The 24,860-nt window shown below is 54.5% G+C and carries 20 protein-coding genes and 1 pseudogene; 8 read left to right on the forward strand and 13 right to left on the reverse strand.

Annotated features, from left to right (window positions below; all coding sequences use genetic code 11):
- Positions 1 to 8: 8 nt before the first annotated feature.
- Genes secD through tgt form a run of 3 tightly spaced genes read right to left on the reverse strand, consistent with a single transcriptional unit; the run spans position 9 to position 3,365 of the window.
- Positions 9 to 1,856, reverse strand: coding sequence for a protein translocase subunit SecD (secD, locus tag COO59_RS05745; RefSeq protein WP_103058859.1), 1,848 nt, complete (start codon positions 1,854 to 1,856; stop codon positions 9 to 11).
- Between the two features lie 27 nt (positions 1,857 to 1,883).
- Complete coding sequence (gene yajC / locus COO59_RS05750; RefSeq protein ID WP_103058860.1) at positions 1,884 to 2,216, reverse strand: preprotein translocase subunit YajC; 333 nt, start codon at positions 2,214 to 2,216, stop codon at positions 1,884 to 1,886.
- A gap of 24 nt (positions 2,217 to 2,240) precedes the next feature.
- Positions 2,241 to 3,365, reverse strand: a complete 1,125-nt coding sequence (gene tgt, locus COO59_RS05755) for a tRNA guanosine(34) transglycosylase Tgt (protein WP_103058861.1) — start codon at positions 3,363 to 3,365, stop codon at positions 2,241 to 2,243.
- A 388-nt stretch (positions 3,366 to 3,753) separates the two neighbouring features.
- Between tgt and COO59_RS05760 the strand changes: the two are divergent.
- Both COO59_RS05760 and COO59_RS05765 read left to right on the forward strand, forming a co-directional pair.
- Positions 3,754 to 4,450: pseudogene (locus COO59_RS05760) on the forward strand (hypothetical protein).
- The gene (locus COO59_RS05765; RefSeq protein ID WP_103058862.1) at positions 4,447 to 4,890 is read left to right on the forward strand and encodes a hypothetical protein; all 444 of its coding nucleotides are present in this window, start codon (positions 4,447 to 4,449) and stop codon (positions 4,888 to 4,890) included. Before COO59_RS05760 ends, COO59_RS05765 begins: the two are co-directional and overlap by 4 nt.
- Before the next feature lie 268 nt (positions 4,891 to 5,158).
- Here the strand turns inward: COO59_RS05765 and queA are convergent, their stop codons facing one another.
- Entirely contained in the window at positions 5,159 to 6,229 is a 1,071-nt protein-coding gene (gene queA, locus COO59_RS05770) for a tRNA preQ1(34) S-adenosylmethionine ribosyltransferase-isomerase QueA (protein WP_103058863.1), read from the reverse strand.
- 103 nt (positions 6,230 to 6,332) lie between these two features.
- Between queA and COO59_RS05775 the strand changes: the two genes are divergently transcribed.
- Both COO59_RS05775 and COO59_RS05780 read left to right on the forward strand, forming a co-directional pair.
- On the forward strand, positions 6,333 to 6,914 hold the full coding sequence (locus COO59_RS05775) for an ACP phosphodiesterase (RefSeq protein WP_103058864.1): 582 nt from the start codon (positions 6,333 to 6,335) through the stop codon (positions 6,912 to 6,914).
- A 168-nt stretch (positions 6,915 to 7,082) separates the two neighbouring features.
- Positions 7,083 to 8,348: a mechanosensitive ion channel family protein gene (locus tag COO59_RS05780; protein WP_103058865.1), complete on the forward strand. Its 1,266-nt coding sequence runs from the start codon at positions 7,083 to 7,085 to the stop codon at positions 8,346 to 8,348.
- Positions 8,349 to 8,477: 129 nt separating this feature from the next.
- Here COO59_RS05780 and proY read toward each other — a convergent pair whose 3' ends face one another.
- The 3 genes from proY to COO59_RS05795 all read right to left on the reverse strand — a co-directional run bounded on the left by proY (position 8,478) and on the right by COO59_RS05795 (position 12,723).
- Entirely contained in the window at positions 8,478 to 9,827 is a 1,350-nt protein-coding gene (gene proY, locus COO59_RS05785) for a proline-specific permease ProY (protein ID WP_103058866.1), read from the reverse strand.
- Positions 9,828 to 9,896: 69 nt separating this feature from the next.
- Positions 9,897 to 11,216 (reverse strand): branched-chain amino acid transporter carrier protein BrnQ, encoded by a 1,320-nt coding sequence (gene brnQ, locus COO59_RS05790; RefSeq protein WP_103058867.1) that lies wholly within the window; start codon positions 11,214 to 11,216, stop codon positions 9,897 to 9,899.
- Positions 11,217 to 11,619: 403 nt separating this feature from the next.
- A complete protein-coding gene (locus COO59_RS05795) occupies positions 11,620 to 12,723 on the reverse strand; it encodes a cobalamin-independent methionine synthase II family protein (RefSeq protein WP_103058868.1) in 1,104 nt (367 codons plus the stop codon).
- A 310-nt stretch (positions 12,724 to 13,033) separates the two neighbouring features.
- Between COO59_RS05795 and COO59_RS05800 the strand changes: the two genes are divergently transcribed.
- A complete protein-coding gene (locus tag COO59_RS05800; RefSeq protein WP_103058869.1) occupies positions 13,034 to 13,411 on the forward strand; it encodes a colicin E1 family microcin immunity protein in 378 nt (125 codons plus the stop codon).
- Here COO59_RS05800 and COO59_RS05805 read toward each other — a convergent pair.
- The 4 genes from COO59_RS05805 to phoB all read right to left on the reverse strand — a co-directional run bounded on the left by COO59_RS05805 (position 13,389) and on the right by phoB (position 17,283).
- Entirely contained in the window at positions 13,389 to 13,520 is a 132-nt protein-coding gene (locus COO59_RS05805) for a colicin-like pore-forming protein (RefSeq protein WP_240614097.1), read from the reverse strand. The two genes, COO59_RS05800 and COO59_RS05805, sit on opposite strands and share 23 nt — an antisense overlap.
- 809 nt (positions 13,521 to 14,329) lie before the next feature.
- The gene (locus COO59_RS05810; RefSeq protein WP_409371625.1) at positions 14,330 to 15,235 is read right to left on the reverse strand and encodes a PstS family phosphate ABC transporter substrate-binding protein; all 906 of its coding nucleotides are present in this window, start codon (positions 15,233 to 15,235) and stop codon (positions 14,330 to 14,332) included.
- 24 nt (positions 15,236 to 15,259) lie between these two features.
- On the reverse strand, positions 15,260 to 16,579 hold the full coding sequence (phoR, locus tag COO59_RS05815) for a phosphate regulon sensor histidine kinase PhoR (RefSeq protein WP_103058872.1): 1,320 nt from the start codon (positions 16,577 to 16,579) through the stop codon (positions 15,260 to 15,262).
- 14 nt (positions 16,580 to 16,593) lie between these two features.
- Positions 16,594 to 17,283, reverse strand: a complete 690-nt coding sequence (gene phoB, locus COO59_RS05820; RefSeq protein ID WP_103058873.1) for a phosphate response regulator transcription factor PhoB — start codon at positions 17,281 to 17,283, stop codon at positions 16,594 to 16,596.
- Positions 17,284 to 17,531: 248 nt separating this feature from the next.
- Between phoB and sbcD the strand changes: the two genes are divergently transcribed.
- Complete coding sequence (gene sbcD, locus COO59_RS05825; RefSeq protein WP_103058874.1) at positions 17,532 to 18,761, forward strand: exonuclease subunit SbcD; 1,230 nt, start codon at positions 17,532 to 17,534, stop codon at positions 18,759 to 18,761.
- Entirely contained in the window at positions 18,758 to 22,432 is a 3,675-nt protein-coding gene (locus tag COO59_RS05830) for an AAA family ATPase (RefSeq protein ID WP_103058875.1), read from the forward strand. Before sbcD ends, COO59_RS05830 begins: the two co-directional genes overlap by 4 nt.
- 25 nt (positions 22,433 to 22,457) lie before the next feature.
- Here COO59_RS05830 and mak read toward each other — a convergent pair whose 3' ends face one another.
- Positions 22,458 to 23,366: a fructokinase gene (gene mak / locus COO59_RS05835; protein WP_103058876.1), complete on the reverse strand. Its 909-nt coding sequence runs from the start codon at positions 23,364 to 23,366 to the stop codon at positions 22,458 to 22,460.
- Between the two features lie 145 nt (positions 23,367 to 23,511).
- On the opposite strand from mak, the gene rdgC reads away from it, so the two are divergent.
- Positions 23,512 to 24,423, forward strand: coding sequence for a recombination-associated protein RdgC (rdgC, locus tag COO59_RS05840; RefSeq protein WP_103058877.1), 912 nt, complete (start codon positions 23,512 to 23,514; stop codon positions 24,421 to 24,423).
- 87 nt (positions 24,424 to 24,510) lie between these two features.
- Here rdgC and ppnP read toward each other — a convergent pair whose 3' ends face one another.
- The gene (gene ppnP / locus COO59_RS05845) at positions 24,511 to 24,795 is read right to left on the reverse strand and encodes a pyrimidine/purine nucleoside phosphorylase (RefSeq protein WP_103058878.1); all 285 of its coding nucleotides are present in this window, start codon (positions 24,793 to 24,795) and stop codon (positions 24,511 to 24,513) included.
- Positions 24,796 to 24,860: the final 65 nt, after the last annotated feature.

The raw sequence follows: 24,860 nt of genomic DNA on the forward strand, positions 1-24,860 counted from the left end.
CCTACTCCTCAGATAGACAGCTTGTTGACGCGTTTGCCGCCATACAACAGGTTAACGATGGCACGCGTACCAACAATGGCGGTGAACATCGAGGTTCCCACGCCAATGGCGGTCGTGATGGCAAAGCCCTTAATCGAGCCGGTGCCAACCGCATACAGAATAATCGCGGTGATAAGCGTGGTGATGTTGGCATCAACGATACTGGAGAACGCGCCTTTATAGCCTTCATGAATCGCCTGCTGAATGGTACGCCCATTCTTCAGCTCTTCTTTGATACGCTCGTTTATCAGCACGTTGGCATCCACCGCCACCGCCAGCGTCAGAACGATACCGGCGATCCCCGGCATGGTTAACGTGGCACCCGGCAGCAACGACATAATGCCGACGATCAGGATCAGGTTGGCGACCAGCGCGCTGGTGGCGATAACGCCGAACTTTTTATAGTAAACCACCATAAACACAATCGACGCGATCAGGCCCCACAGGCAGGCTTGCAGTCCCTGAGTAATATTCTGCTGGCCCATGGTCGGACCGATAGTGCGCTCTTCAACAATCTGAATCGGCGCAATCAACGCACCGGCACGCAGCAGCAGCGAAAGCTGACGCGCTTCGTTCGGGTTGTTGATACCGGTAATGCGGAAGCTGTTGCCCAGACGCGACTGAATATTCGCCACGTTAATCACCTCTTCCTGTTTCACCAGGATGGAGCGACCGTTGGCATCTTTCTTACCGCTGTCTTTATACTCAACGAACAGCGTCGCCATTGGCTTACCAATATTATCTTTGGTAAAGGTCGACATCATATTGCCGCCCGCGCTATCGAGCGAAATATTAACCTGCGGCTGATTATATTCATCGGTGCTGGAGGTGGAGTCGGTGATATGGTCACCGGTCAGGATCACGCGTTTGTACAGCACAACCGGCTGGCCTTCACGCGTTTGCTTCACTTCCGAATCGCCCGGCACGCGGCCTTTAGCCGCAGCACTGGCATCCACTACCGTATTGACCAGACGGAATTCCAGCGTTGCCGTTGCGCCCAAAATCTCTTTCGCGCGCGCGGTATCCTGAATGCCCGGCAGCTCAACGACGATGCGGTCAGAACCCTGACGCTGCACTAACGGCTCCGCCACGCCCAGCTGGTTAACGCGGTTACGCAGGATATTGATGTTCTGCTGAACAGCGTACTCACGCGCTTCACGCAGGCGCTCGTCGCTCATAACCGCACGCAGCAGGTTATCGCCACGGCTGCTAATCACCAGATCGCGATGACGGGTTGAAAGGTAGCTGACGGCATTGTCACGCGCATCGCCGTCACGGAAACGAATTTCCACGCCGTAGTTTTCGATTTTACGCACGTTGGTGTAAGCAATGCCTTTATCACGCAGATCGCTGCGCAGGCTGTCGGTATTCTGCTCCTGCAGCTTACCCAGCGCGGTATCCATATCCACTTCCATCAGGAAGTGTACGCCGCCGCGCAGATCCAGACCGAGTTTCATCGGCTGCGCCGCCAGCATTTCCAGCCATTTCGGCGTGGCAGGCGCCAGGTTGAGCGCAACGACGTAATCTTCACCCAGCGCTTTTACCAGCGCTTCACGGGCGCGCAGCTGCACATCCGTATTGGCGAAACGCGCCAGGATGGCGCCCTGCTCCAGCGCAATAGATTTGCTTTGAATATGTTCTTGTTTTAATACGTTTTGGATCTGGTCCAGCGTTTGCTCACTGGCGGCGCTTCCGCGCGCGCCGGTGATTTGAACAGCCGGATCCTCTCCATACAGGTTGGGAAGTGCATACAGCAGACCGACGGCAAGCACCACGATCAGCATAATGTATTTCCACAAAGGATAACGGTTTAACACGGCAGTTCCCTTAGGGAAAACAAAGAATTACAGCGCCTTCATAGTACCTTTCGGCAGGACGGCAGCCACGAAATCACGTTTGATAATCACTTCATTGTTATCGTTGAGCGCGATAGCAATGTAGCCGCTTTCAGCCACTTTGGTTACGCGACCCACCAGACCACCGGTAGTCAGCACCTCATCGCCTTTGCCGATCGAGTCCATCAGCTTTTTATGCTCTTTCGCACGTTTTTGCTGCGGACGCAGGATCATAAAATAGAAAATCAGGCCAAAGACCACCAACATAATGACCATCGTGTAGGGGCTTCCCTGCGACGGTGCGCCAGCTGCTGCCACTGCGTCAGAAATGAAAAAACTCATCAACTTTCCCTCATTGTTTAATTATTAAGCGTTTAATGGCGGAACCGCTTTGCCCGTCCGCGTATAGAATTCACTGACGAAGCACTCTAATTTACCTTCTTCAATAGCCTTGCGTAAACCCGCCATTAAGCGCTGGTAGTAACGCAGGTTATGAATGGTATTCAGACGCGCACCGAGTATTTCGTTACAACGATCAAGATGATGCAAGTAGGCGCGACTGTAATTGCGACAGGTATAGCAATCACATTCCGCATCCAGCGGCGACGTATCATCTTTATGTTTGGCGTTGCGGATTTTAACCACGCCGTCCGTGACAAACAGGTGACCGTTACGCGCGTTACGCGTCGGCATCACGCAGTCGAACATATCGATACCGCGACGTACGCCTTCGACCAGATCTTCCGGCTTGCCAACGCCCATTAAATAGCGCGGCTTATCTTCCGGGATCTGCGGGCAGACGTGCTCCAGAATACGGTGCATATCTTCCTTCGGCTCACCCACCGCCAGGCCGCCCACAGCGTAACCATCAAAGCCGATCTCCACCAGCCCTTTGACAGAGACATCGCGTAAATCTTCGTAAACGCTGCCCTGAATAATGCCGAACAGCGCATTTTTGTTGCCCAGCTTGTCGAAGTGGTCACGGCTGCGTTTTGCCCAGCGCAGCGACATTTCCATCGAGCGTTTGGCATAATCCCAGTCCGCCGGGTAAGGCGTACATTCATCAAAGATCATCACAATATCGGAGCCGAGATCGTACTGGATCTCCATCGATTTTTCCGGATCGAGGAAGATCGCATCGCCGTTAATCGGATTACGAAAATGCACGCCCGCCTCGGTGATTTTGCGAATGTCGCCGAGGCTGAAAACCTGAAAGCCACCGGAGTCGGTCAGAATCGGCCCCTTCCACTGCATAAAATCGTGCAGATCGCCATGCAGCTTCATAATCTCCTGGCCCGGACGCAGCCAGAGGTGAAACGTGTTGCCCAGCAGGATTTGCGCGCCGGTTTCTTTAACCTCTTCCGGGGTCATGCCTTTTACCGTGCCGTAGGTGCCCACCGGCATAAAGGCCGGGGTTTCTACGACGCCACGATCAAAAACCAGACGACCGCGACGCGCGCGGCCATCTTTCGTATCTAATTCAAACTTCACGTTGCCTCCATCAGAGAAACAGTCTGATGATTGATAAAAAGGAGCGCATTCTAACAACCGTGTAAGCCGCGACACAAGCCAGCCCGCGCGTTATGCGCATATCATGCGTTGCGGATTTATGCCGTTTTGTGTCAGCGTTCCGACACAAATTTGTCACAGCGCCATATTTTAACACGCAAAACTTTGGCAAAGGTCACAACCTTGCGTATCTCCAATTTTTCTCAACTACCATCCCAATCATACGACGGCAGAAAAAACGGCATAAATCACATCCTGGATTTTCGTTTGCGGCGAAAATTGCAACCAGACGGTAAGAGAGTATTATCTGACTGGATGAATAATGTGGGGTCATATTCTAAACAGGAAGTAAGAAAAAAGGGTGTCAGGGATGAGCAAACGTTCAGATATTATTGATGGAAGTAAGGCTACGACGGAAAAATATGGATTAGTATATACCGAGGTACTTGGCTGGATTGACCTTGGACATGCACAAGGAAAAGATATACGTGCATTGCTGGATAATATAAATCGGGGTGAGGCGTCTGGTCAGCAATATTACGACGTTACTTACTCTCAGGGTATGACATCACCCTATGGATTAGCCCGTGCAGGTAAGCTTGTAACCTGGCGCATCAAGCGTGGCCGTCCATACTGGGAACGAAAAAGCATTGCACTTTCGATGATGATGACCGTGGCGCGAAAATTTGAAGCCTTTCAGGGCGCTTTCCCTAATAATTTCGTGACAGACAGCGGATTCAGCGGCGAAGATCTGGTTTCCGATTTGCTGGGTTTCTATCGCGTTGTGTCGATTGACCGGCCATTTGAGATGTTGCGCCCGGTCAGCAAACAGGAAGCGCTGGGATTATTACGGTAAAATTGGCAAATGGAAAAATGAGTCTTTCCAGCCGCTGCTGTTTCCCGATCCTGAGAAATTTCCTCGCGTCATGCCATATAAAGGCGTATTGCCCTCATTTATGCAGTCCGTGGTCCCTTATAATGATTTTTTATCAGGGAACGTAATTTTACCAAAGCATGATAAAACTTTTGTCATATTAGGCGCTGACAATGGCAGGATGGGATTATGAAAAAAATGCTAAGAGTACTGTCTTGCGTAATTATTCTATTTTCCTCTGCGTTATTCATCGCCTGGCCATATATAAAAATGATGTTCGCGGGCAGCGCATATTATACCCAGCAGGATAAACGGGAGTATGAATTTTACACCCCGGCGTTGCTAAAAAATATGCCCAGAATATCAAAAAATTACCGGTTTGAGTTCGGAAATATTACCGGTCCGGAGGCGCATGTCTTTACTGTAAGATTCGATGGCACGACTGAGACTACCAGGATCCGTAATTACCTGATCTCTGTTGGTTATGAACCACAGGCTGAATGTGATGTTAAAGCGGAGTGCTGGCTAAGCCCGCGCACTAAAGATATTGTAACATTGATCAAGTACACAGACACAGATAGCGTCGCGGTTCAGATCTACCGCATGCCAGAACCGATCACCGCAAAATTTTAAGCGGATAAGGCTAAAGCCGGTTTTAAACAGTAAGCGGGATTCGCGAATCAACCGTACGAAAACGTACGCCATGAGCAAAACCAGTATCTGAAAATCCGGTAAACGGACCGTTAAATATCCATTTTTGGCTTAATTGACATGGACTTAAGGGCATTTTTCAGTGCTCATTATGTGCAAAAAATACAAAGTCAGGTAAAGCAGGTCCGCTTCCACGCAACGATAAAGCGGTGGAATTAATGCGCAACCTGCCTCACGCGACAGTGAATAATCAAACGCCGACTTTTTCGTCCGGCGCCTGGGGATTGCGGGTGATAAACATCGCATCGCCATAGCTGAAAAAGCGATACTGCTCGGCCACCGCCTCGTGATAGGCGCTCATGGTGTGGCGATAGCCAGCAAAAGCGGAAACCAGCATAATCAGCGTCGATTCCGGCAAATGGAAATTGGTAATCAGCGCATCGATCACCTGATAGCGATAGCCGGGATAGATAAAGATTTGGGTATCGTCGAAAAAGGGCGCAATCAGCGTATTCTGTGCCGCCTGCGCCGCGCTCTCCAGCGATCGCACCGAGGTGGTGCCCACGGCGACCACGCGATTACCGCGCGCCTTACAGGCTAAGACCGCATCCACAACCTCCTGCGGCACTTCAGCATACTCGGAGTGCATGATGTGATCTTCAATGCTGTCAACGCGCACCGGCTGGAAGGTCCCCGCGCCCACGTGCAGCGTAACAAACGCCATCTCGACGCCTTTTTCCCGCAGCGCGGCCAACAGCGGCTCGTCGAAGTGCAGACCGGCGGTCGGCGCGGCAACCGCACCCGGCTTCTGGCTGTAAACCGTTTGATAAAGTTCGCGGTCAGCCTCTTCATCGGGACGATCGATATAGGGCGGCAGCGGCATATGTCCGATAGCGTTGAGAATATCCAGTACGCTGCGCGCATCATCAAACTCAATTTCAAACAGCGCATCGTGACGCGCCACCATCGTTGCACGCACGCTTTCATCATCGCCAAACAGCAGTTCTGCGCCCGGCTTCGGCGCTTTCGAGGCGCGTACGTGCGCCAGCACACGCTTATCATCCAGCATGCGCTCCACCAGCATTTCGATCTTACCGCCGCTGGCTTTACGCCCGTAAACACGGGCCGGGATAACGCGGGTGTTATTGAACACCAGCAGATCGCCGGGGTTAAGCTTATCAAGCACATCGGTGAACACGCCGTGGCTTAAAGCGCCATCGGGGCCGTTCAGCGACAGCAGCCGACATCCGCTACGCTGAGGCTGCGGATAGTGAGCAATTAATGATTCAGGTAATTCAAAAGAAAAATCAGCGACGCGCATGCTAAATGTCTTACGGCTAACAAACAGGCGGCATAGTCTAGCGGAAAAGCGGGAAATTCTGAACTGTTACCCGGTAACCATTCTGTTAGCGTATACTGCCAGGATGAACTTTCTTGCTCATCTTCATCTGGCCACGCTGGCCAACAGCTCGCTGTCAGGCAACCTGATGGCGGATTACGTGCGTGGCGATCCGCAACTGCAGTGGCCTGCCGATATTGCTGCCGGCATCGTGCTGCACCGCCGTCTTGATGCCCTTACCGATTCCTTACCTGAAGTCCTGAGCGCCAAACGCCTGTTTCGTGACGAAACGCGCCGGGTTGCGCCTGTTACGCTGGATGTCGTTTGGGATCATTTTTTATCGCGTCACTGGGATCGCATTGAACCTGACCTGCCGTTGCCGCTGTTTCTGGCGCGCGCGCAGGCGCAAATCGAACCGATGCTGGCGCAGTCGCCAGAGGGCTTCCAGCGCCTTAACGGCTATTTATGGCGTGAGCGCTGGATGGAACGCTACGCCGATGCGCATTATCTACAGCAGGTTTTGCGCGGTATGGCGGCACGGCGACCGCGTCTGGCGGCCCTGGTCGATTCCTGGCAGGATTTTTACGATAACTACGCGGCGCTTGAAACCTTTTTCTGGCAGTTTTATCCGCAGTTAATGGCGCGCGCTGCCGCCCAGCAGCTGTAGCGCTTTCAGGCCCCGGCCATTGTTGATTCCCGGCGAGCCAGGCCTGTTTCGCACGGCTGAAACAGACGCAGCGGCACTCAGTCTGACTTTTATAATTCAAAGCCGGTCTGTTTAACTGCTGCGGGATTTTAATTTTATCAGGATAAGCACTATTCTCAGGGAGATAATATGCAACACCAAATCCTTTTTTGGCTTCATCATTTTGATGTGCCTTACGCCACTCCGCTCTCTTTAGCGATGGTCATAGCGATCGTATTATTGGTTTCGCTGATCGCGCACTGGCTGCTTCATCGTGCCGTGCTACCGCTGCTAAAACGTCGCGCCTACGCCTCAAGCCAGCAATGGCCGAAATCTTTAATCGATAACCATCTTTTTAACCGCTTTGCCTTATTACTGCAGGGCGTTCTGCTGAATATCCAAATCGATCTGTTTTTACCCCACGGTGAACCGCTGCACGCCGTTCTGCTGGTGGTATCGCAGGTCTGGATGATGCTGTTCCTGCTGCTGATGCTCTTTTCGCTGCTGGATATTCTGCTGGAGCTCTCCGCTAACAGCGCTCTTGCCCGACAGCTGCCGCTGCGCGGTATTCTCCAGAGCATTAAGCTGGTGGCGGCTATCCTGTTCGCCATAATGATTATTTCAGTTCTGTTGGGTAAATCACCGCTGGTGCTGATTACCGGCCTGGGCGCGATGACCGCCGTACTGATGCTGGTATTTAAAGATCCTATTCTGGGTCTGGTGGCCGGTATTCAGCTGTCGGCAAACGATATGCTAAAGCTGAACGACTGGCTGGATATGCCTAAATACGGCGCGGATGGCGCAGTGATTGATATTGGGCTGACCACGGTAAAAGTGCGCAACTGGGATAACACCATCACCACTATTCCCACCTATGCGCTGATCGCCGACTCATTTAAAAACTGGCGTGGCATGTCGGAATCGGGCGGACGTCGGATTAAGCGCAGCATTAATATCGACACCACCAGCGTACATTTCCTGAGCGATGACGAGCTGGCGCAGCTACAGCGTGCGCAGCTGTTGACGCCCTATATCAAACAGAAAATTTCTGAGATCGAGCAGCATAATGGCCGTTTAGGTTGCGATTTAAACACGCCGCTAAATGGACGCCATCTGACGAATATCGGCACTTTCCGTGCCTGGCTGGAAGCCTGGTTGAAAAACCATCCGCAGATTCATCAGAACATGACGCTGATGGTGCGTCAGCTGGCGCCCGGTTCCGAAGGGCTGCCGCTGGAGATTTACGTTTTTACCAATACGACGGTATGGCTGGAATATGAGCGTATTCAGGCTGATATTTTTGACTATATCTATGCGGTACTGCCGGCCTTTGGCCTGCGCGTACATCAAACGCCGACCGGGCATGATTTACGTTTTTTTGCCGTTAACGCTGAAAATAGCGCTCGCCTTTCATAAGCCCGGTAGCTGCAGGTAACAGGTGGCCCTGGACATAACATCCTGGTTTTGGGCCACGAACCAGAAGGATGGCACTGCCTGCCGCAAAGGCAATAAAAAAGCCGCATCGCTGCGGCTTTTTGCAAATGCTTACTTACGGCGCACCAGCTTATAGCCCGCCAGCAGCAGCACTATCCAGCCAGCACCCACGTATAGCGAAACGCGGGTATCCGGAAAGTAACCGATCAGGCCGATAATAAACACCAGGAACAGCACGCCGAAAATGGCGGTATAGCTGCCGCCCGGTAGCGCAAACTTCAGCGTCTGCGCCTGCTGTTTATTCAATGTGCGACGGAAAGCGATCTGCGAGCAGAGGATCATAATCCACACCCAGACGGTGGCGAAGGTAGCCAGCGAGGCGATGACCAGGAACACTTTCTCCGGCATCAGATAGTTCAGATAAACCGCGATCAGCATCGCCAGCATCATCACGACAACCGTTACCCACGGGATCCCTCGCTCGGAGACTTTCATAAACATCTTCGGCGCATGGCCCTGCTGCGCCATGCCGTGCAGCATGCGCCCTACCCCGAATACGTCGCTGTTAATCGCCGACAGCGAGGCGGTCAGTACCACAAAGTTCAGAATCGACGCCGCTGCCGCAATGCCCAGATGCTGGAAAGTCAGCACAAAGGGGCTGCCCTGCGTGCCCACCTGGTTCCACGGATAGATCGACATAATCACAAACAGCGTACCGACGTAAAACACCAGAATACGCCACGGCACCGAGTTAATGGCCCGCGGAATGGACTTCTCTGGGTTTTCCGCTTCACCGGCGGTAATACCGATAATTTCGATACCGCCATAGGCAAACATCACCATCTGCAACGACAGCAGCATCCCGACGATGCCGTGCGCAAAGAAACCGCCGTTGGTCCACAGATTATGGATGCCGGTTGGCTGACCACCGTTGCCGATCCCCCAGATAATCATTCCTAAGCCCGCCACGATCATAATGATAATGGTGGCGACCTTAAAGAAGGAGAACCAGAACTCGACCTCGCCAAAGACTTTGACGCTCATCAGGTTGATGGCGCCGATCACCAGCACCACGCTCAGCACCCAAATCCAGTGCGGCACGTCCGGGAACCAGACGCCCATATAGATACCAAACGCGGTCACGTCGGCAATCGCGACAATCAGGATTTCAAAGCAGTAGGTCCAGCCGGTGATGTAGCCCGCCATCGGGCCGAGGTAATCCTGTGCGTAACGCGAGAAAGAGCTGGACTGCGGATTGTTAACGGACATTTCGCCCAGCGCGCGCATAATAATATAGGCCACGACGCCGCCGATGATATAGGCCAGCAGCACACTCGGCCCGGCCATTCTTATCGCATCGGCGGAGCCGTAAAACAGCCCGGTTCCAATCGCCGAGCCCAGCGCCATAAAACGAATATGGCGCGTGCTCAATCCCCGTTTGAGCTTATTGGTTTCTTGCATAATGACATCTTACCTGTGGAAATGAAAAACCACGGGCATGCCCGTGGTTAAGACCGAGTTGTATCAGGATTAACGATGCGCTCTGACTTGCTCTTGCCCCATCATGCGATCGGCTAATGCCGTAATGATCAGCATAACCAGCGAAGGCGGCAGCCAGGCAAGCCCTTGCTCGGCCAGCGGCAGGTGCTGGCTGAAGGCGGGCAGCATATCGTTAAAGCCGGTAGTTTTAATCGCGTCGATGATACCAAATACCAGGCTAACAAGCATGGTTGGCGCGACAATCCGCGTACTTTTATTCCAGCGGCTCAGGGTAAAGCTCAGCACCACCAGTACGATGCACGGCGGATAAATAGCCGTCAGCACCGGAATAGAGATCTGAATCAGATGGCTCAGGCCCAGGTTAGAGACCACCATTGAGAACAGGCCCAGAATAAATACCAGCGTTTTATAGGAAAACGGCAGATATTGCGCAAAAAACTCGGCGCAGGCGCAGGTCAAACCGACTGCCGTAACCATACAGGCGATAAAAATCAGCGCGGCCAGGAAGAAGCTGCCCATACCACCGAAGGTATGCTGCACATAGGCGTGCAGGATCGCCGCACCGTTGGCATTCTGATCGGCCAGCGCACCGCTGCCGGAGCCAAGTTTAAACAGACTCAGATAGACCAGCGTCAGGCCTACGCCGGCAATCAAACCTGCCAGGATGGTATAACGCGTCAGCAGGCGCGCATCTTCCACCCCGCGTGAACGCGCAGCATTAACGATAACGATGCCGAAGACCAGCGCACCCAGCGTATCCATCGTCAGATAGCCGTTAACAAAACCGCTGGAAAAAGCGGCGTTCTGGTAGGCATCGGTAGCCGGAATATTGCTACCCGCAGGCCACAGCAGCGCTGCCACGCCCAGAATAAACAGCGCAACAATTTTCAGCGGCGCCAGAATATGGCCCACGGTATCCAGCAGTTTGCCCGGATAGAGTGAAATACCGATCACCAGCGCGAAATAGATCAGGCTGTAAACCAGCAGCGGCATCGCGCCATCGCCGGTCAGCGGAGCAATACCGATTTCAAAGGAAACGGTAGCGGTGCGCGGCGTAGCAAACAGCGGCCCAACGGCAAGGTAACAGACCGTTGCCAACAGTACGCCAGCCGCTTTGCCAATAGGCGTGCTTAGCGCGTCAATACCGCCGCCAACGCGCGCCAGCGCAATCACGGTAATCACCGGCAAACCTACAGCGGTAACCAGGAACCCAAGCGCCGCCGTCCAGACATGTTCGCCTGACTGCAAACCAACCATGGGAGGAAAAATAATGTTGCCTGCGCCGACAAACAGGGCAAAAGTCATGAAGCCCAGCGCGATGATGTCTTTCGACGTTAAACGATGTGTCATAAAGCTGAATTGCCTGCTACTGATGTTGCGGTGGATGTTGTGTGAATGCTTACTGCTCCCTCCCTACGCTAAAATGCTGTCGGCTCAGGCAATTATCTAAATAATGCGTGTTCACGACCGCAAACGTAGTGATATAAGCTAATTTTGTTATTTTCACAGAGGAAAACCGCAATAAGCGGCGTAAGTAAAACGTTTATAGCGGAGAAAGGCAATACGGGATCGAAAAAGCAGAGTGATATACCGTATATAGGCTCCAGGCCAGAGAATCACTTCAAACTATGCCTGAAGCACATTACATGATGTGACTTTTTTTCATCAGCGCGGCGTTATTTTCTTCATTACAGCCTGTGGAAATGCACAAAAGGCGCGTTTTCACGCGCCTGTTTGCGCAACTTTACACCGGTTACCAGACGTTTTTTGCAATATCCACTACCAGACGTAGTTTATTCCACTGCTGCTGCTCGGTGAGATTATTGCCTTCCTCGGTGGAGGCAAAGCCACACTGCGGGCTGAGGCAAATTTGGTTGATATTAATATACTGTGCCGCTTCCGCAATGCGCGCCTTCACGCTTTCCGGCTCTTCCAGCTCTCCCTCTTTGGTAGTAATCAGCCCTAACACTACCTGCTGATTGCCCGGCTTAATGAAGCGCAGCGGTTCGAAGCCACCGGAGCGCTCGTTATCATATTCAAGGAAGAAGGCATCGATATTAACGCCGCCAAACAGAATCTCGGCAACCGGCTCATAGCCGCCCTCAGAAATCCAGGTAGAGCGGAAATTGCCGCGGCATACATGCAGCCCGACGGTCAGATCGGCTGGCTTGCCCTCCAGCGCTTTGTTCAGTACGCGAGCATAGGTACGCGCCAGCTCTTCCGGATCGTCGCCGCGTTCGCGAATCTGACGTTTCTGATCTTCCGAACAGAGATAGGCCCACACGGTATCGTCCAGCTGCAGATAACGGCAGCCCGCAGCATAAAAAGCTTTAATCGCATCACGATAGGTTAGCGCCAGGTCGTCAAAATAGTCCGCCAGGTCAGGGTAAACCTCGGCATCTATCGTTTTACGACCGCCCCGGAAATGCAGTACGCTCGGGCTGGGAATGGTCATTTTAGCGACGGCATCGCCGCTGATGCTGTTAAGGAAGCGAAAGTCTTCCAGCATGGGATGTTCGCCGAAGCCCAGCTTGCCGGTAACGCGTATGCCGCGCGCCCTGGTTTGTATGCCGTTGAACTGAATGCCCTGCTCCGCCTCGTAGCGTTCCACGCCCTGCAGACCATCAAAGAAATCAAAGTGCCACCAGGCGCGACGAAATTCGCCGTCGGTCACGACCTGTAAGCCACAGGCGCGCTGCTGTTCCACTACGTGGCGGATCTCTTCATCTTCTACGCGACGCAGCGCAGCGGCATCAATTTCCCCAGCGGCAAACTGCTCACGGGCGCGCTTAATCGCAGCCGGACGTAAAAAGCTGCCAACCACGTCGGCACGGAAAGGGGCGGTTGTTCTTTGCATGATGTTCAACTCCTGTTACGAGGCGATCCCGCCCCGTTGATTTACCGGTGAAACAGTTTCAGACTTGTTTTTAAGACTTCTGGATGTCTATATGTCTTAAAGCAGCGTCGCACGCCTTCCCGTACGCAGCAAGAGAAGATGATTCATCTGACATGAAAAATATTCATGACCCGCTTCAGACAAGAAGCGGACAAGGGAATTGTGATGAGCACTAATAACTGAGCAGGTACAATATGTTAAAACAGCCGAAAAAATCACGTTAGTAGCCTTATTTCTATCCTGATAACAGCGAATAAGGAAAATTCAGCTTATGACGTTACACTACTATTTAAGAAACATTCTCATCGGAGTTCTTTGTTTAGTAGCTATTGGCTATAAATTGCTAAACAGCCCTGATGATTTAAAACATCAGCTTATGTTATCGCATGCAATAATCAGCAGCCTATTATTTCCTTTTTCTAAGTTAACAGTTGAAACCATGGCATTAAAATTCACTACTAAAGATTTCTGGCATAGAGGTTTATTTAAAGAAGATATAGGAAAAAACGGTTTGTATGCGATCTTTTGGGTGTTCTGCTTTTACTTTGCCATACCACTGAGCATTGTTTTTTTATTGATCGTTAAAAAAACGACCCGGCAAAGCTGGTCGGTTTTCGCCATGCCTGTTAAATACCTAACCGTGAATTAACAGAATTAATCAAAGCGTCATTAACAAAAGCACCCGCTAGCGCCATAATTAATGCAAAACCAATAATACCTAACGGCAAACCTGTGATAATGCTGAAAGTAAAGGCCACCAAAGCTATTGCGGCCCTGTTTGCATACGATCGCCTGCATGCCCCTTAGAACCGCCGCCCGGCTCAGGATCCGATCCACGTTCTGAACTCCAGTTCGTACCATCGCCGTAGTTAGAGCCTGCCATATGCTTATCCTTTTGCTTGTTGATATACAGTTCTTATGAAAAACCAGAGGTGCGATTTAACACCTACAAGCTATCGACAGTGACGACATTACAGTCCATCGTATATCTTTCAATATTATAAAATTAAAAAAACGTCCTGCATCACAAATAAAAAAATGAATAATTCCCTCTTACTGTGCCAACAAAAATTAACTTCACAGGCACCGTTTAGATGTGGATATTTCCGATTATTAATATCATTAACGCCAGCACATCTTATCTCTTAGCTCAAAATCTGTTTTTATCAATATGATACTACCGAAAACTATAATACGGTTCTGTAATATTCATCCTGAACGCATTACAAAAAATCCAAAATTTTTGGAAAATAATTTAATAAATTACATCGAACATAGTTATAAGCGTTTTGAAAAAGGAACAACATTTAAAAAACCACGGACTCTTACGAGCCGAAAAACCATTGCGATTGCGGATAATTATCTTAAAGGCAATCCTTTCCAGGCTATATTCCTTAGCAAATAATCCTGTTGTTATTGCTATGCCAGATCGCTGTTATTATAAATTTTGGTAACGCAGCACAGGAATATAACGCACGCATCATAAGCGTTTAATTAACCATTAAAATAGTTAGTTGCATCGTTTGCGCAGGGCTGGACACAAACCCGATAAGAATAGCGGAATAGGTCAGGGAGAGAGTAACGCCCTCGCCTCGGCAATCTGTTGGTCGGAAAGCGGCAGATAGCCGGCCTGGCTGACCAGCGCCTGACCCTGCGGAGAAAGCACGTGGCGTAAAAAGGCGGCGGTGAGCGGCTCCGGCGCCTTGCCCGGCGGTTTGTTGATATAGATATAAAGCGGGCGCGCATAGGGATAGCGTCCGCTGCGAATGGTCGCGGCATCCGGCATCACGGCTTCGCCCTCTTTCGCCAGCGCCAGCGTTTTCGCACCGCTGATATGAAAACCAAAGCTGGCGTAGCCAATGGCGTTAAGGTTGCGCGCCACCGCCTGCACCACCGCCGTTGAGCCGGGATACTCGCCAACGTCACGACGAAAATCGCCGCTGCAGAGCGCCTGCTGTTTGAAAAAACCCCAGGTGCCGGACGCCGAGTTGCGGCCCAGCCGCTGTAGCGATCGCTCACGCCAGCTGGCCTGCTTTAACCCCACATCACCCCAGGTTTGTGGTGAACGGGCCGCGCCGCAGCGCCGCGTCACGGAAAAAATCGCGTCAAGCTGCTGCGCGTTAAGCTGGGTAAGCGGATTGTCCTGATTGACCACAACCACCAGCGCATCCAGCGCGACCGGCACCGCCAGCGGCGGATAGCCATAGCGCTGTTGAAACAGCTGACGTTCTGAAGGCTGCATCGGTCGGCTCATGGCGCCCAGCTGTGCCGCGCCTGCGGCCAGCGCGGTAGGTGCGGTGGAAGAGCCGGCGGCCTGAACCTGCACATTAACGCCCGGATACTGCAGGTTAAAACTTTCGCCCCACAGCGCCATTAAATTTCCCAGCGTATCTGAGCCGACGCTGCTGAGATTTCCCGCCAGCAGGACGGTTTTCGCCTGCAGCGCGCCGGAAAACAGCAGCAGCAGCACCATGATGATTTTCATACTTTGCATCCGTCAGATTTTATGCGCCGCATTGTCCGGCAGATGCTGGCTGACAATCAACCTTGTCGGCAGGATAAAACTGAAACAGGTCTCTTTATGCGGCTGGCTGGTAATATTAAGGCGCGCGCCATGATGGCTCAGAGCATGTTTAACAATCGCCAGCCCCAGCCCGCTGCCGCCGGTCGCGCGCGATCGTGCCTTATCGACCCGATAAAAACGCTCGGTCAGGCGCGGCAAATGTTCCTGGGCAATGCCTGGCCCGTTATCTTTCACCGCAAACAGCGCGCCCTGTTTGCAAAACTGCCAGCTGACTTCGATACGCGTGCCTTCCGGCGTATGGTTAACCGCGTTGTACACCAGATTGGAAATGGCGCTGCGTAGCTGCTCTTCGTTGCCGAACACTTTCAGCTGCGGATCGGTATGAAATTCAATCTGATGACGGCCGTTACTCAGGGTTTCCGCCTCGCGCTGCAGCAGCCGCAGCATCATCGGCACATCCACTTTCTCCGCCAGATCGATGGCGGGCGCGGCCTCAATACGCGACAGCGTCAGCAGCTGTTTCACCAGCCCATCCATTCGGCGTGTCTGCTCCTGCATGGTTTGCAGCGCCTTTTCGCGTGATTTCCCTTCCAGCACCGCATCGCTCATCATTTCCAGATAGCCCTGCAGCACCGTTAGCGGCGTGCGCAGCTCATGGCTAACGTTGGCGAAAAAGTTACGCCGTGCGCCCTCCAGCTGATGCATCTGCGTGACATCGCGCGCCACCAGCAGCCACTGGCCTTCGCTATAGGGCATCACGCGAAACTCCATATGCAGCTGATTATTGATTACCAGCGTCAGCGGACGGACGAAATCCTGCTGGCGCAGATAGCGGGAAAATTCAGGATAGCGCAGCAGGTTAAGAATATTTTGGCCGTTATCTTCCGGCCAGCGCAGGCCAAGATGCTGCTGCGCCAGGCCGTTGCACCAGAAAATAGCGCCTTCATCGGTGGTCAGCACCACCGCATCGGGCAGGGATTCCGCCCCGCTGCGAAAGCGTTTAATCAGGTTCCCCAATTCGCGACGGCGACGGCGGTTGCGTAGCTGCATCTGGTAAAGCCCGTAAAACAGCGGCTCCCAACTCCACTGACCTGTGGGCGGCGTCATGGTGCGATCGGTCCACAGCCAGTGCGACAGACGCAGCAAATTCCAGAAGTGCCAGCCCAACAGCAGCAGCACGGCGCACAGCAGGAACCACGGCAAATAACCGATAACCAGTCCAGCCAGCAGCGCGGGCAAACAGACAAGCAGCAGTTCCAGTAATAGTCTCTTCCAGGAGAGGCGTTCCAGCACGAGGCAGACTCCGATCAGTAACGAGCGGAGAAACGGTAGCCCGTTCCACGAACGGTTTGCACCATTCGATCGTGGCCGGTCAGCTCCAGCGCCTTACGCAGCCGCCGAATATGCACGTCAACCGTGCGATCTTCAACGTAAACGTTAGTGCCCCAGACGTTATTCAACAGCTGTTCACGGCTGTAAACGCGCTCCGGGTGCGTCATAAAAAAGTGCAGCAGCTTATATTCCGTCGGGCCCATCTCCAGCGGCGTGGTTTCCGACATCACGCGGTGTGAAGAAGGATCAAGGCTCAGCCCCTGAATTTCAATCACATCCTCAACCGCCATCGGCGAAATCCGGCGCAGCACCGCCTTAATGCGCGCCATCAGCTCTTTTGGCGAGAAGGGTTTGGTGATGTAATCATCAGCGCCCACTTCCAGACCCCGTACGCGATCCTCTTCTTCGCCGCGCGCGGTCAGCATCATGACCGGAATATCGCGCGTCATCGCTTCGCGCTTGAGATGTTTAATAAACTGAATGCCGCTACCGCCGGGCAACATCCAGTCAAGCAGGATCAGATCGGGCCAGGGTTCGATTAGCAGGTTGACGGCGCTGTCATAATCATCCGCCTCAACAGGCTGATAATCATTTTGCTCCAGCACGAAACACAACATTTCCCTGATGGGGGCTTCATCTTCGACAACCAGAATGCGCTTAGCCATTATTGCTCCTGCGAATGTGACTCTCAGTCACGGGAATTTGCGGCGTCATTATGCGTCAGTTTTATGACAGATTTATGAAAAATGCACGGCCCCTGTGGCGCTTTAATAACGCTTTTGTGAAGCAATCAGAAGGTGCTTTCTAAAATGCTGAGCCAGCCAACGCACAGGATATTATCAATCCAGTTCCCTTCTGCGGCTTAGCTCTGGTTATAATCGCCCCCGGAGATCTGCTATTAGCTGGGAGTTCTATGCGCATTATTCACACTTCAGACTGGCATCTCGGTCAGTTTTTCTATACCCGCAGCCGTGCCGCCGAGCATCAGGCCTTTTTTAACTGGCTGATTGAACGGGTTGAAGAACACCGGGTCGATGCGGTGATTGTCGCCGGGGATATTTTTGATACCGGATCGCCGCCCAGCTATGCGCGCGAACTCTATAACCGTTTCGTGGTGGATCTGCATCGCACCGGCTGCCAGCTGATTGTGCTGGGCGGCAACCACGATTCCGTTGCCACGCTAAACGAATCGCGCGAACTGTTGGCCTGTCTGAACACGCGGGTCATTGCCGCCGCCAGCAGCGATCCCGAAGAGCAGGTTCTTACGTTGATGACCCGTCAGGGCGAGCCGGGCGCGGTGCTGTGCGCCATCCCTTTCCTGCGTCCGCGCGATATTATGCGCAGCCAGGCGGGCCAGTCCGGCGAGCAAAAGCAGATCGGCCTGTTGAACGCCATTACGCAGCACTATCAGCGCAGCTATCAGCACGCCCGCCAGCTTAGCCAGCAGGCAGAGCGACCGCTGCCGGTGATCGCCACCGGCCACCTGACCACCGTCGGCGTAAGCAAAAGCGAAGCGGTGCGCGATATTTATATCGGCACGCTAGATGCGTTTCCGGCGCAGGCGTTTCCCGCCGCCGATTATATTGCGCTCGGTCATATTCATCGTCCGCAGCGCATCGCCGGCAGCGAACACATCCGCTATAGCGGCTCGCCGCTGCCGCTCAGCTTCGATGAGCTGGGCAGCGAGAAAAGCGTGTTTCTGGTCAGTTTCGCCGACGGCAAGCTGGACTGCGTCGAACCTTTGCCTGTGCCCGGCTTTCAGCCGATGCAAACCATCAGGGGCACGCTGGCGGAGATCGAACAGCAGCTGAAACCGTTTGCCGATGCCTCTCCGCCTCGTCCGGTGTGGCTGGATATTGAAATTACCACCCAGGAATATCTGCATAATATGCAGCAGCATATCCAGGCGCTGACCGCGGGTTTACCGGTCGAAGTGCTGCTGATACGCCGCAGCCGCGAGCAGCGTGAGCGGGCGCTTGCTCGTCTGCAAAACGAGACGCTGAGCGAACTGAAAGTAGAAGATGTCTTTGAACGGCGGCTGGAGCAGGAAGAGGAAACGGACGAGGCGCGGCGCACGCGCGTACGTCAGCTATTTAGCGGCACGCTGGATGCGCTTTATCAGGGCGAGGAGAACCAGCCATGAAAATTTTGTCCCTGCGTTTTAAAAACATCAACTCGTTAAAGGGCGAATGGAAAATCGATTTCACCCGCGAACCCTTTGCCAGCAGCGGACTGTTTGCCATCACCGGCCCGACCGGCGCCGGTAAAACCACCCTGCTTGATGCGATTTGCCTGGCGCTGTACCACGAAACCTCGCGTCTGGGGAAAATCTCCCAGACGCAAAATGAACTGATCAGCCGCGATACCGCTGAATGCCTCGCCGAAGTAGAGTTTGAGGTTAAAGGTGAAGCCTGGCGCGCCTTCTGGAGCCAGAACCGGGCCCGCGGCGCGGTGGACGGCAATCTGCAGGCGCCGCGCGTAGAGCTGGCGCGCTGCGCGGATAACGTTATCGTCGCCGATAAGGTGAAAGACAAGCTGGAGATGATCGCCCAGCTGACCGGACTCGATTTTGCCCGCTTTACCAAATCGATGATGCTGTCGCAGGGGCAGTTCGCCGCCTTCCTGAACGCGGACGCCAACGATCGCGCCGAGCTGCTGGAAGAGTTAACCGGCACCGAAATTTACGGCCAGCTCTCATCGCGTATTTATGAACAGCATAAGCAGGCGCGCATTGAGCTGGATCGGCTGCGGGCGGGCGCGGCGGGAATGGCGCTGCTGGATACAACGGCACGGCAGCAGCTTGAACATGAATTACAGGCGCTGACGCAGCAGGAAAATCAGCTGCATCAGCAGCTTAACCACCTGCGGCAGCAGCAGCAGTGGCTTAGCCAGCAACAGCGTCTGGAGCAGGAAAAAAACCAGGCGATCGACGCGCAGCAGCAGGCGGAAAGCCGCTGGCAGCAGGCAGAAGCGGAACGTCAGCGACTGGCGCGATCGGAACCGGCGGAAAAGCTGCGTCCGCTCTGGCAACAGCGCCAGCAGCTACGGCAGGATCTGGTGCAGCTTAACCTGCAGACGCAGCAGCTTTCCGCTTCACTTCAGCAGGCCAGTGAGCAGTTACAAACCTTGCACCACCAGCAGCAGCAGGCTGAACAGGCGCACCAGCAGCTGCATACGCAATGGCGGCAGCAGGAAAGCCTGATCAACGAACAGGTGATCCCGCTCGACCATCAAATCGAGACGCTGGCGCAGCAGCTCACCCTTCAGCAGCAAACGCTGCAGGAAAACCAGCTCGCACTACAGCAGCGCCAACAGCGTCAGCAGCAGCTAAGCAACGAACATCAGACGCTGCATACGCAGCAGCAGCAGGAGCAACGGTGGCGCCGCGAGCGTGCTCAGGTGGCGAACTGGGGCGATCTGCTGGGCGGCTGGCGTGAGCGTTTTCAGCAACAGCTGCAGCTACAGGATAACCTCAACGCGTTGCAGGCAAAGCAGCGGCAGTATCAGCAACAGCGCGATGAACAGCAGCAGCAGCTCAGTCAGCTGATGGCGCAAGCCGCCCCGCTGGAAAGCGAGCTGGAACATGCCCGCCAGCAGGTGCAGCAGGCAGAGCAAGCACTTACTGCACTTCAGCAACAGCCGGAAAGCACGCTGCGTCTCCAGCTGGAACAGCTACAGCAGCAGCGCCCGCTGCGACAGCAGTTAGCTGTCGTCTCCTCTACTCTGCGTCCGCTTAGCCAGCGTTACGCTCAGCAACAGCAGGAGCTGCAGGCGCTGGACGCGCAGATCCTGCAGCAAACGCAGCAGCTGGAGCAGCAGCGTCAGGCGTGGAAAGAGAAGCATCAGCATCGCGTTGACCTGGAAAAGCGTCTGGAGCTGGAGCGCCGGATTGTCAGCCTTGAGCAGGAGCGCGCACGCTTAGTCGCCGGTGAACCCTGCGCGCTGTGCGGCTCCACCGAACATCCAGCGGTGGAGCGCTACCAAACGCTGACCTTAACGGAAAATCAGCAGCGTCTGGAAGAAATTCGCCAGCAGGAAGAGCAGTTAAAAATTGCCGGCGTCACCAGCAGCGAGCAGCTAAAGGCGCTACAGGGCCAGCAGGCGCGGCTCAGCCAGCAGCAGCAGACGCTAAACGGCGAACGGTTGCGCCAGCAGGATGAATGGCAAACGCTGCTGGCTGCTGCGAGCCTGACGCTGGCGCTGGAAGATGAGGCGGGACTCAACGCCTGGATCGGCCAGCAGGAGCAGCAGGAAAAAGCGCTGCAGCAGCAGCAACAGCTGCAGGAACAGGCTACGCGCAGGGTGCAGCAGGCGAAAGAGGCGCTGGCGGCCTGTCAGCAACGCTGGCAACAGCAGCATCAGGCGCGCCAGCTGGCGGAGCAGCAGCTGCGCTACAGCCAGCAACAGTGGCAGGATGCGGAGCAGCACTGTCAGCAGCTCGTGGCACAGCGGCAACAGTTCACAGAAACCCTGACGCAGGAACTGGCGCAGCATCAGCTTACGCTGCCGGAGCCTCAGGCGCAGCAGGTCTGGCTGGAGGAGCGTCAGAGCGAATGGCGGCGCTGGCAGAAAAGCGAGCAAGTGCTTACCGATATAGCGAAGCGCCTCGCCGCCTGCGATACGGCCCTGAGCGCCAGTAATGAGGAGCTGGCGCAGCTGGCGCAGCAGAAACTACGGACCGAAACGCTGATGCAGTCACAGCAGCAGCAGCTGGAGGCGCTGCGTCAGCAGCGTCATCGTCTGCTGGGCGACAGCGCTATTTCTGAAATCCGCCAGCAGTGGCAGCAGCGTCTGTTGCAGGCGGAAACCGGGGCGCGCGAACAGCAGCAGCGCTGGCAGCAAAGCCAGGATCGGTTAAATAACCTGACCGGACAGCATAATTCTTTGGCGCAGCAGCTCCAGACCACGCAGAAACGCCACGACGAGCGGCTGTTGCAGTTTACTCAGGCATTGCAGGAGAGCCACTTTAGCGATGAAGCGGCTTTCCGCGCCGCGCTGCTGGATGAGCAGGAGGCGCTGGCGCTGCGTGAGCGCTGTCAGCAGCTGGAAGCGCAGCGCCAGCAGGCGATTACGCTGGCGCTGCGCGCTGAACAGAGCCAGGCGCAGCATCTGCTGGATCGCCCTGATGAGGTCAACGTTACGCTGCCGACGCTGGAAACCCTGCTGGAGGCCCAGCAGCAGCAGCTGCATGATAACGTGCGTCAACAGGGGCAGCTGCGTCAGCAGCTTGAGAGCGATAACGCGCAGCGTCAGCAGCAGCAAAGTTTGCTACAGCAAATCGAAGAGAACGCGCAGCAGGTGGAAGACTGGGGCTATCTTAATCAGCTGGTCGGCTCCAGCAGCGGCGATAAATTCCGGCGTTTTGCGCAGGGCCTGACGCTTGATCACCTGGTATGGCTGGCAAATCAGCAGCTTGATCGGCTGCATGGCCGTTATCTGCTGCAGCGTAAATCAAGCGATACGCTGGAGCTGCAGGTGATGGATACCTGGCAGGCCGACGCAAAGCGGGATACGCGCACGCTGTCAGGCGGGGAAAGCTTCCTGGTTAGCCTCGCGCTGGCGCTGGCGCTTTCGGATCTGGTTAGCCATAAAACCCGTATCGAATCGCTGTTCCTTGATGAAGGTTTCGGCACGCTGGATGCGGATACGCTGGACACCGCGCTGGATGCGCTGGATGCGCTAAACGCCAGCGGTAAAACCATTGGCGTGATCAGCCACGTCGAGGCGATGAAAGAGCGCATCCCGGTCCAGATAAAAGTGCGCAAGGTTAACGGCCTCGGCTACAGCCGTCTGGACCGGCTATTTTCAGTCTGATGCGCCTGTTTCCGGCGCGCGCCAGCTAAGCCAGCGGCCACAGCCAGGCGGCGCCGCGCACGCCGCTGGAATCGCCGTGCTGCGCCCTGACCACCGGCGTTTCGCATTCACGGCCAAATACCCAGGGTTTTATTAATGTCGGCAGCGTCTGATACAGGCGCTCAACATTACTCATGCCGCCGCCAAGTACGATAATGTCGGGATCGAGCAGGTTAACCACCTGCGCCAGCGATTTAGCCAGGCGCAGCTCATAGCGGCTCATCGCCAGTTCAGCGACAGGATCCTGCCGGGCCAGCAGCGCGACGATCTCCGCACCGCTTAAGCTTTTCCCGCTCAGGCGTTGATAATCGATAGCAAAACCGGTGCCGGAAACGAAAGTTTCGATACAGCCTTTCTGGCCGCAGTAGCACGGCACTTCCTCGCGATAGCGAAGCTCATCCTCATCCATCCACGGCAAGGGATTATGCCCCCATTCTCCGGCGTTGCCGTTGCCGCCGCTGTGCGTCGCCCCGTTAATGGCGATGCCCGCCCCGGAGCCGGTACCGATAATCACCGCGAAAACCAGCGCCCTGCCCGCCGCAGCGCCATCCACCGCCTCTGAGACCGCCAGGCAGTTGGCATCGTTGGCAATACGGACTTCGCGCGCCAGCAAGCGCGCCAGATCCCGATCCAACGGCTGGCCGTTCAGCCAGGTTGAGTTGGCATTCTTCACCCGCTGGCTGTAGGGCGACAGCGTACCGGGAATGCCCAGCCCCACGCTGCCCTGCTGGCCGGTTTTCTCCTCGGCCAGCCGCACCAGATCGACAATCGCCTGCAGCGTTTGCGGATAGTCGTCGCGCGGTGTCGGAACGCGATGGCGAAACAGCGTCTCGCCTGCATCAGAAAGGGCAATCACTTCCGTTTTGGTGCCGCCTAAATCAATGCCAATACGCACAGGTTGTTCCTCATTTTTTATCGGGATGAGCGTTACATTAGAAGCCAGCGCCAGGAAAGGCAATGACCCATCGCCGATGTTTCGCTATCATGCGCGCACCGTTTATGACCTGTGAATTTATACACATCCGGCAAAGGAAAACCCTATGTTGTGGTTTAAAAACTTGATGATTTATCGTCTGAATCGTGACATTCCGCTGTCCGCAGACGACCTGGAAAAACAACTCGCTGCGTTTTCCTTTTCCCCGTGCGGCAGTCAGGATATGGCGAAAACCGGCTGGGTTTCGCCGATGGGTTCGCGTAGTGAAGCCCTGACGCATGTCAATAACGGACAGATGCTGATTTGTGCCCGTAAAGAAGAGAAAATCCTGCCTGCACCGGTGATCAAGCAGGCGCTGGAAGCCAAAATTGAGAAACTGGAAGCGGAGCAGCAGCGCAAGCTGAAAAAAACGGAAAAAGATTCGCTGAAAGATGAGGTGCTGCATAGCCTGCTACCGCGCGCCTTTAGCCGTTTCAGCCAGACTTATCTGTGGATCGACAGCGTTAACAACCTGATCATGGTGGACTGCGCCAGCGCGAAAAAAGCGGAAGATACGCTGGCGCTGCTGCGTAAAAGCATCGGTTCACTGCCGGTGGTGCCGCTAACGCTGGAAACACCGATTGAGCTGACGTTAACCGAATGGGTACGCTCCGGCGATCTGCCGGCAGGCTTTGCACTGATGGATGAGGCGGAGCTCAAAGCCATTCTGGAAGACGGCGGCGTCATCCGTTGTAAAAAGCAGGATCTGGTATGCGATGAGATTGCCAACCATATTGAAGCGGGCAAGCTGGTGACAAAACTGGCTCTGGACTGGCAGGAACGTATTCAGCTGATGCTGGCGGACGATGGTTCTCTGAAGCGCCTGAAGTTTGCCGATACGCTACGTGAACAAAACGATGATATTGATCGGGAAGATTTTGCGCAGCGTTTCGATGCGGACTTTATCCTGATGAGTAGTGAACTGGCCGCGCTGGTAAGTAACCTGACCGAGGCATTAGGCGGCGAAGCGCAGCGTTAATAAGCGCTGCATGGCGCGGGACGCCTGGCTGGATTTCTCGCGCTGTGGCTTAACCTGATGTGCGCCGCTGGCGGCGCACATTTACCCTTAAAGATAACGGCACAGGTAGGACGTCGGCTCCGCAACCTGTAAATGAAATTCACTGTGGCCGGGAACGTGAAATACGCTGCCCGCTTCATAGATCTTCCATTCGGTCTCGCCGGGTAACAGCACGTTTAACGCGCCGCTGATCACCGTCATCTCCTCTGGCTGACCGGTTCCGAAGGCGTACTCACCTTCCACCATCACCCCAACGCTGGCGCGTCCGGTGCTGGCGCTGGTAAAACCGATCGACTTCACTTTTCCCTCAAAGTACTCGCTTACGTTCAGCATGCATCGTCCCCCGAAACCACAATAGATGAATCGGCAGTGTAGGGGCTAAACGCGTGTTTTGTCAC

This window comes from Mixta theicola (assembly GCF_002895925.1).
Lineage (GTDB): Bacteria > Pseudomonadota > Gammaproteobacteria > Enterobacterales > Enterobacteriaceae > Mixta > Mixta theicola.

Bases quoted from the DNA above. Each gene is read 5' to 3' on its own strand.
- COO59_RS05830 (WP_103058875.1), top strand. From the start codon at position 18,758: ATGAAAATTTTGTCCCTGCGTTTTAAAAACATCAACTCGTTAAAGGGC.
- ppnP (WP_103058878.1), bottom strand. From the start codon at position 24,795: ATGCTGAACGTAAGCGAGTACTTTGAGGGAAAAGTGAAGTCGATCGGT.
- COO59_RS05795 (WP_103058868.1), bottom strand. From the start codon at position 12,723: ATGCAAAGAACAACCGCCCCTTTCCGTGCCGACGTGGTTGGCAGCTTT.
- COO59_RS05800 (WP_103058869.1), top strand. From the start codon at position 13,034: ATGACGTTACACTACTATTTAAGAAACATTCTCATCGGAGTTCTTTGT.
- COO59_RS05810 (WP_409371625.1), bottom strand. From the start codon at position 15,235: ATGGTGCTGCTGCTGCTGTTTTCCGGCGCGCTGCAGGCGAAAACCGTC.
- rdgC (WP_103058877.1), top strand. From the start codon at position 23,512: ATGTTGTGGTTTAAAAACTTGATGATTTATCGTCTGAATCGTGACATT.
- sbcD (WP_103058874.1), top strand. From the start codon at position 17,532: ATGCGCATTATTCACACTTCAGACTGGCATCTCGGTCAGTTTTTCTAT.
- brnQ (WP_103058867.1), bottom strand. From the start codon at position 11,216: ATGACACATCGTTTAACGTCGAAAGACATCATCGCGCTGGGCTTCATG.
- proY (WP_103058866.1), bottom strand. From the start codon at position 9,827: ATGCAAGAAACCAATAAGCTCAAACGGGGATTGAGCACGCGCCATATT.
- yajC (WP_103058860.1), bottom strand. From the start codon at position 2,216: ATGAGTTTTTTCATTTCTGACGCAGTGGCAGCAGCTGGCGCACCGTCG.
- queA (WP_103058863.1), bottom strand. From the start codon at position 6,229: ATGCGCGTCGCTGATTTTTCTTTTGAATTACCTGAATCATTAATTGCT.
- COO59_RS05775 (WP_103058864.1), top strand. From the start codon at position 6,333: ATGAACTTTCTTGCTCATCTTCATCTGGCCACGCTGGCCAACAGCTCG.
- phoB (WP_103058873.1), bottom strand. From the start codon at position 17,283: ATGGCTAAGCGCATTCTGGTTGTCGAAGATGAAGCCCCCATCAGGGAA.
- COO59_RS05765 (WP_103058862.1), top strand. From the start codon at position 4,447: ATGAAAAAAATGCTAAGAGTACTGTCTTGCGTAATTATTCTATTTTCC.
- COO59_RS05780 (WP_103058865.1), top strand. From the start codon at position 7,083: ATGCAACACCAAATCCTTTTTTGGCTTCATCATTTTGATGTGCCTTAC.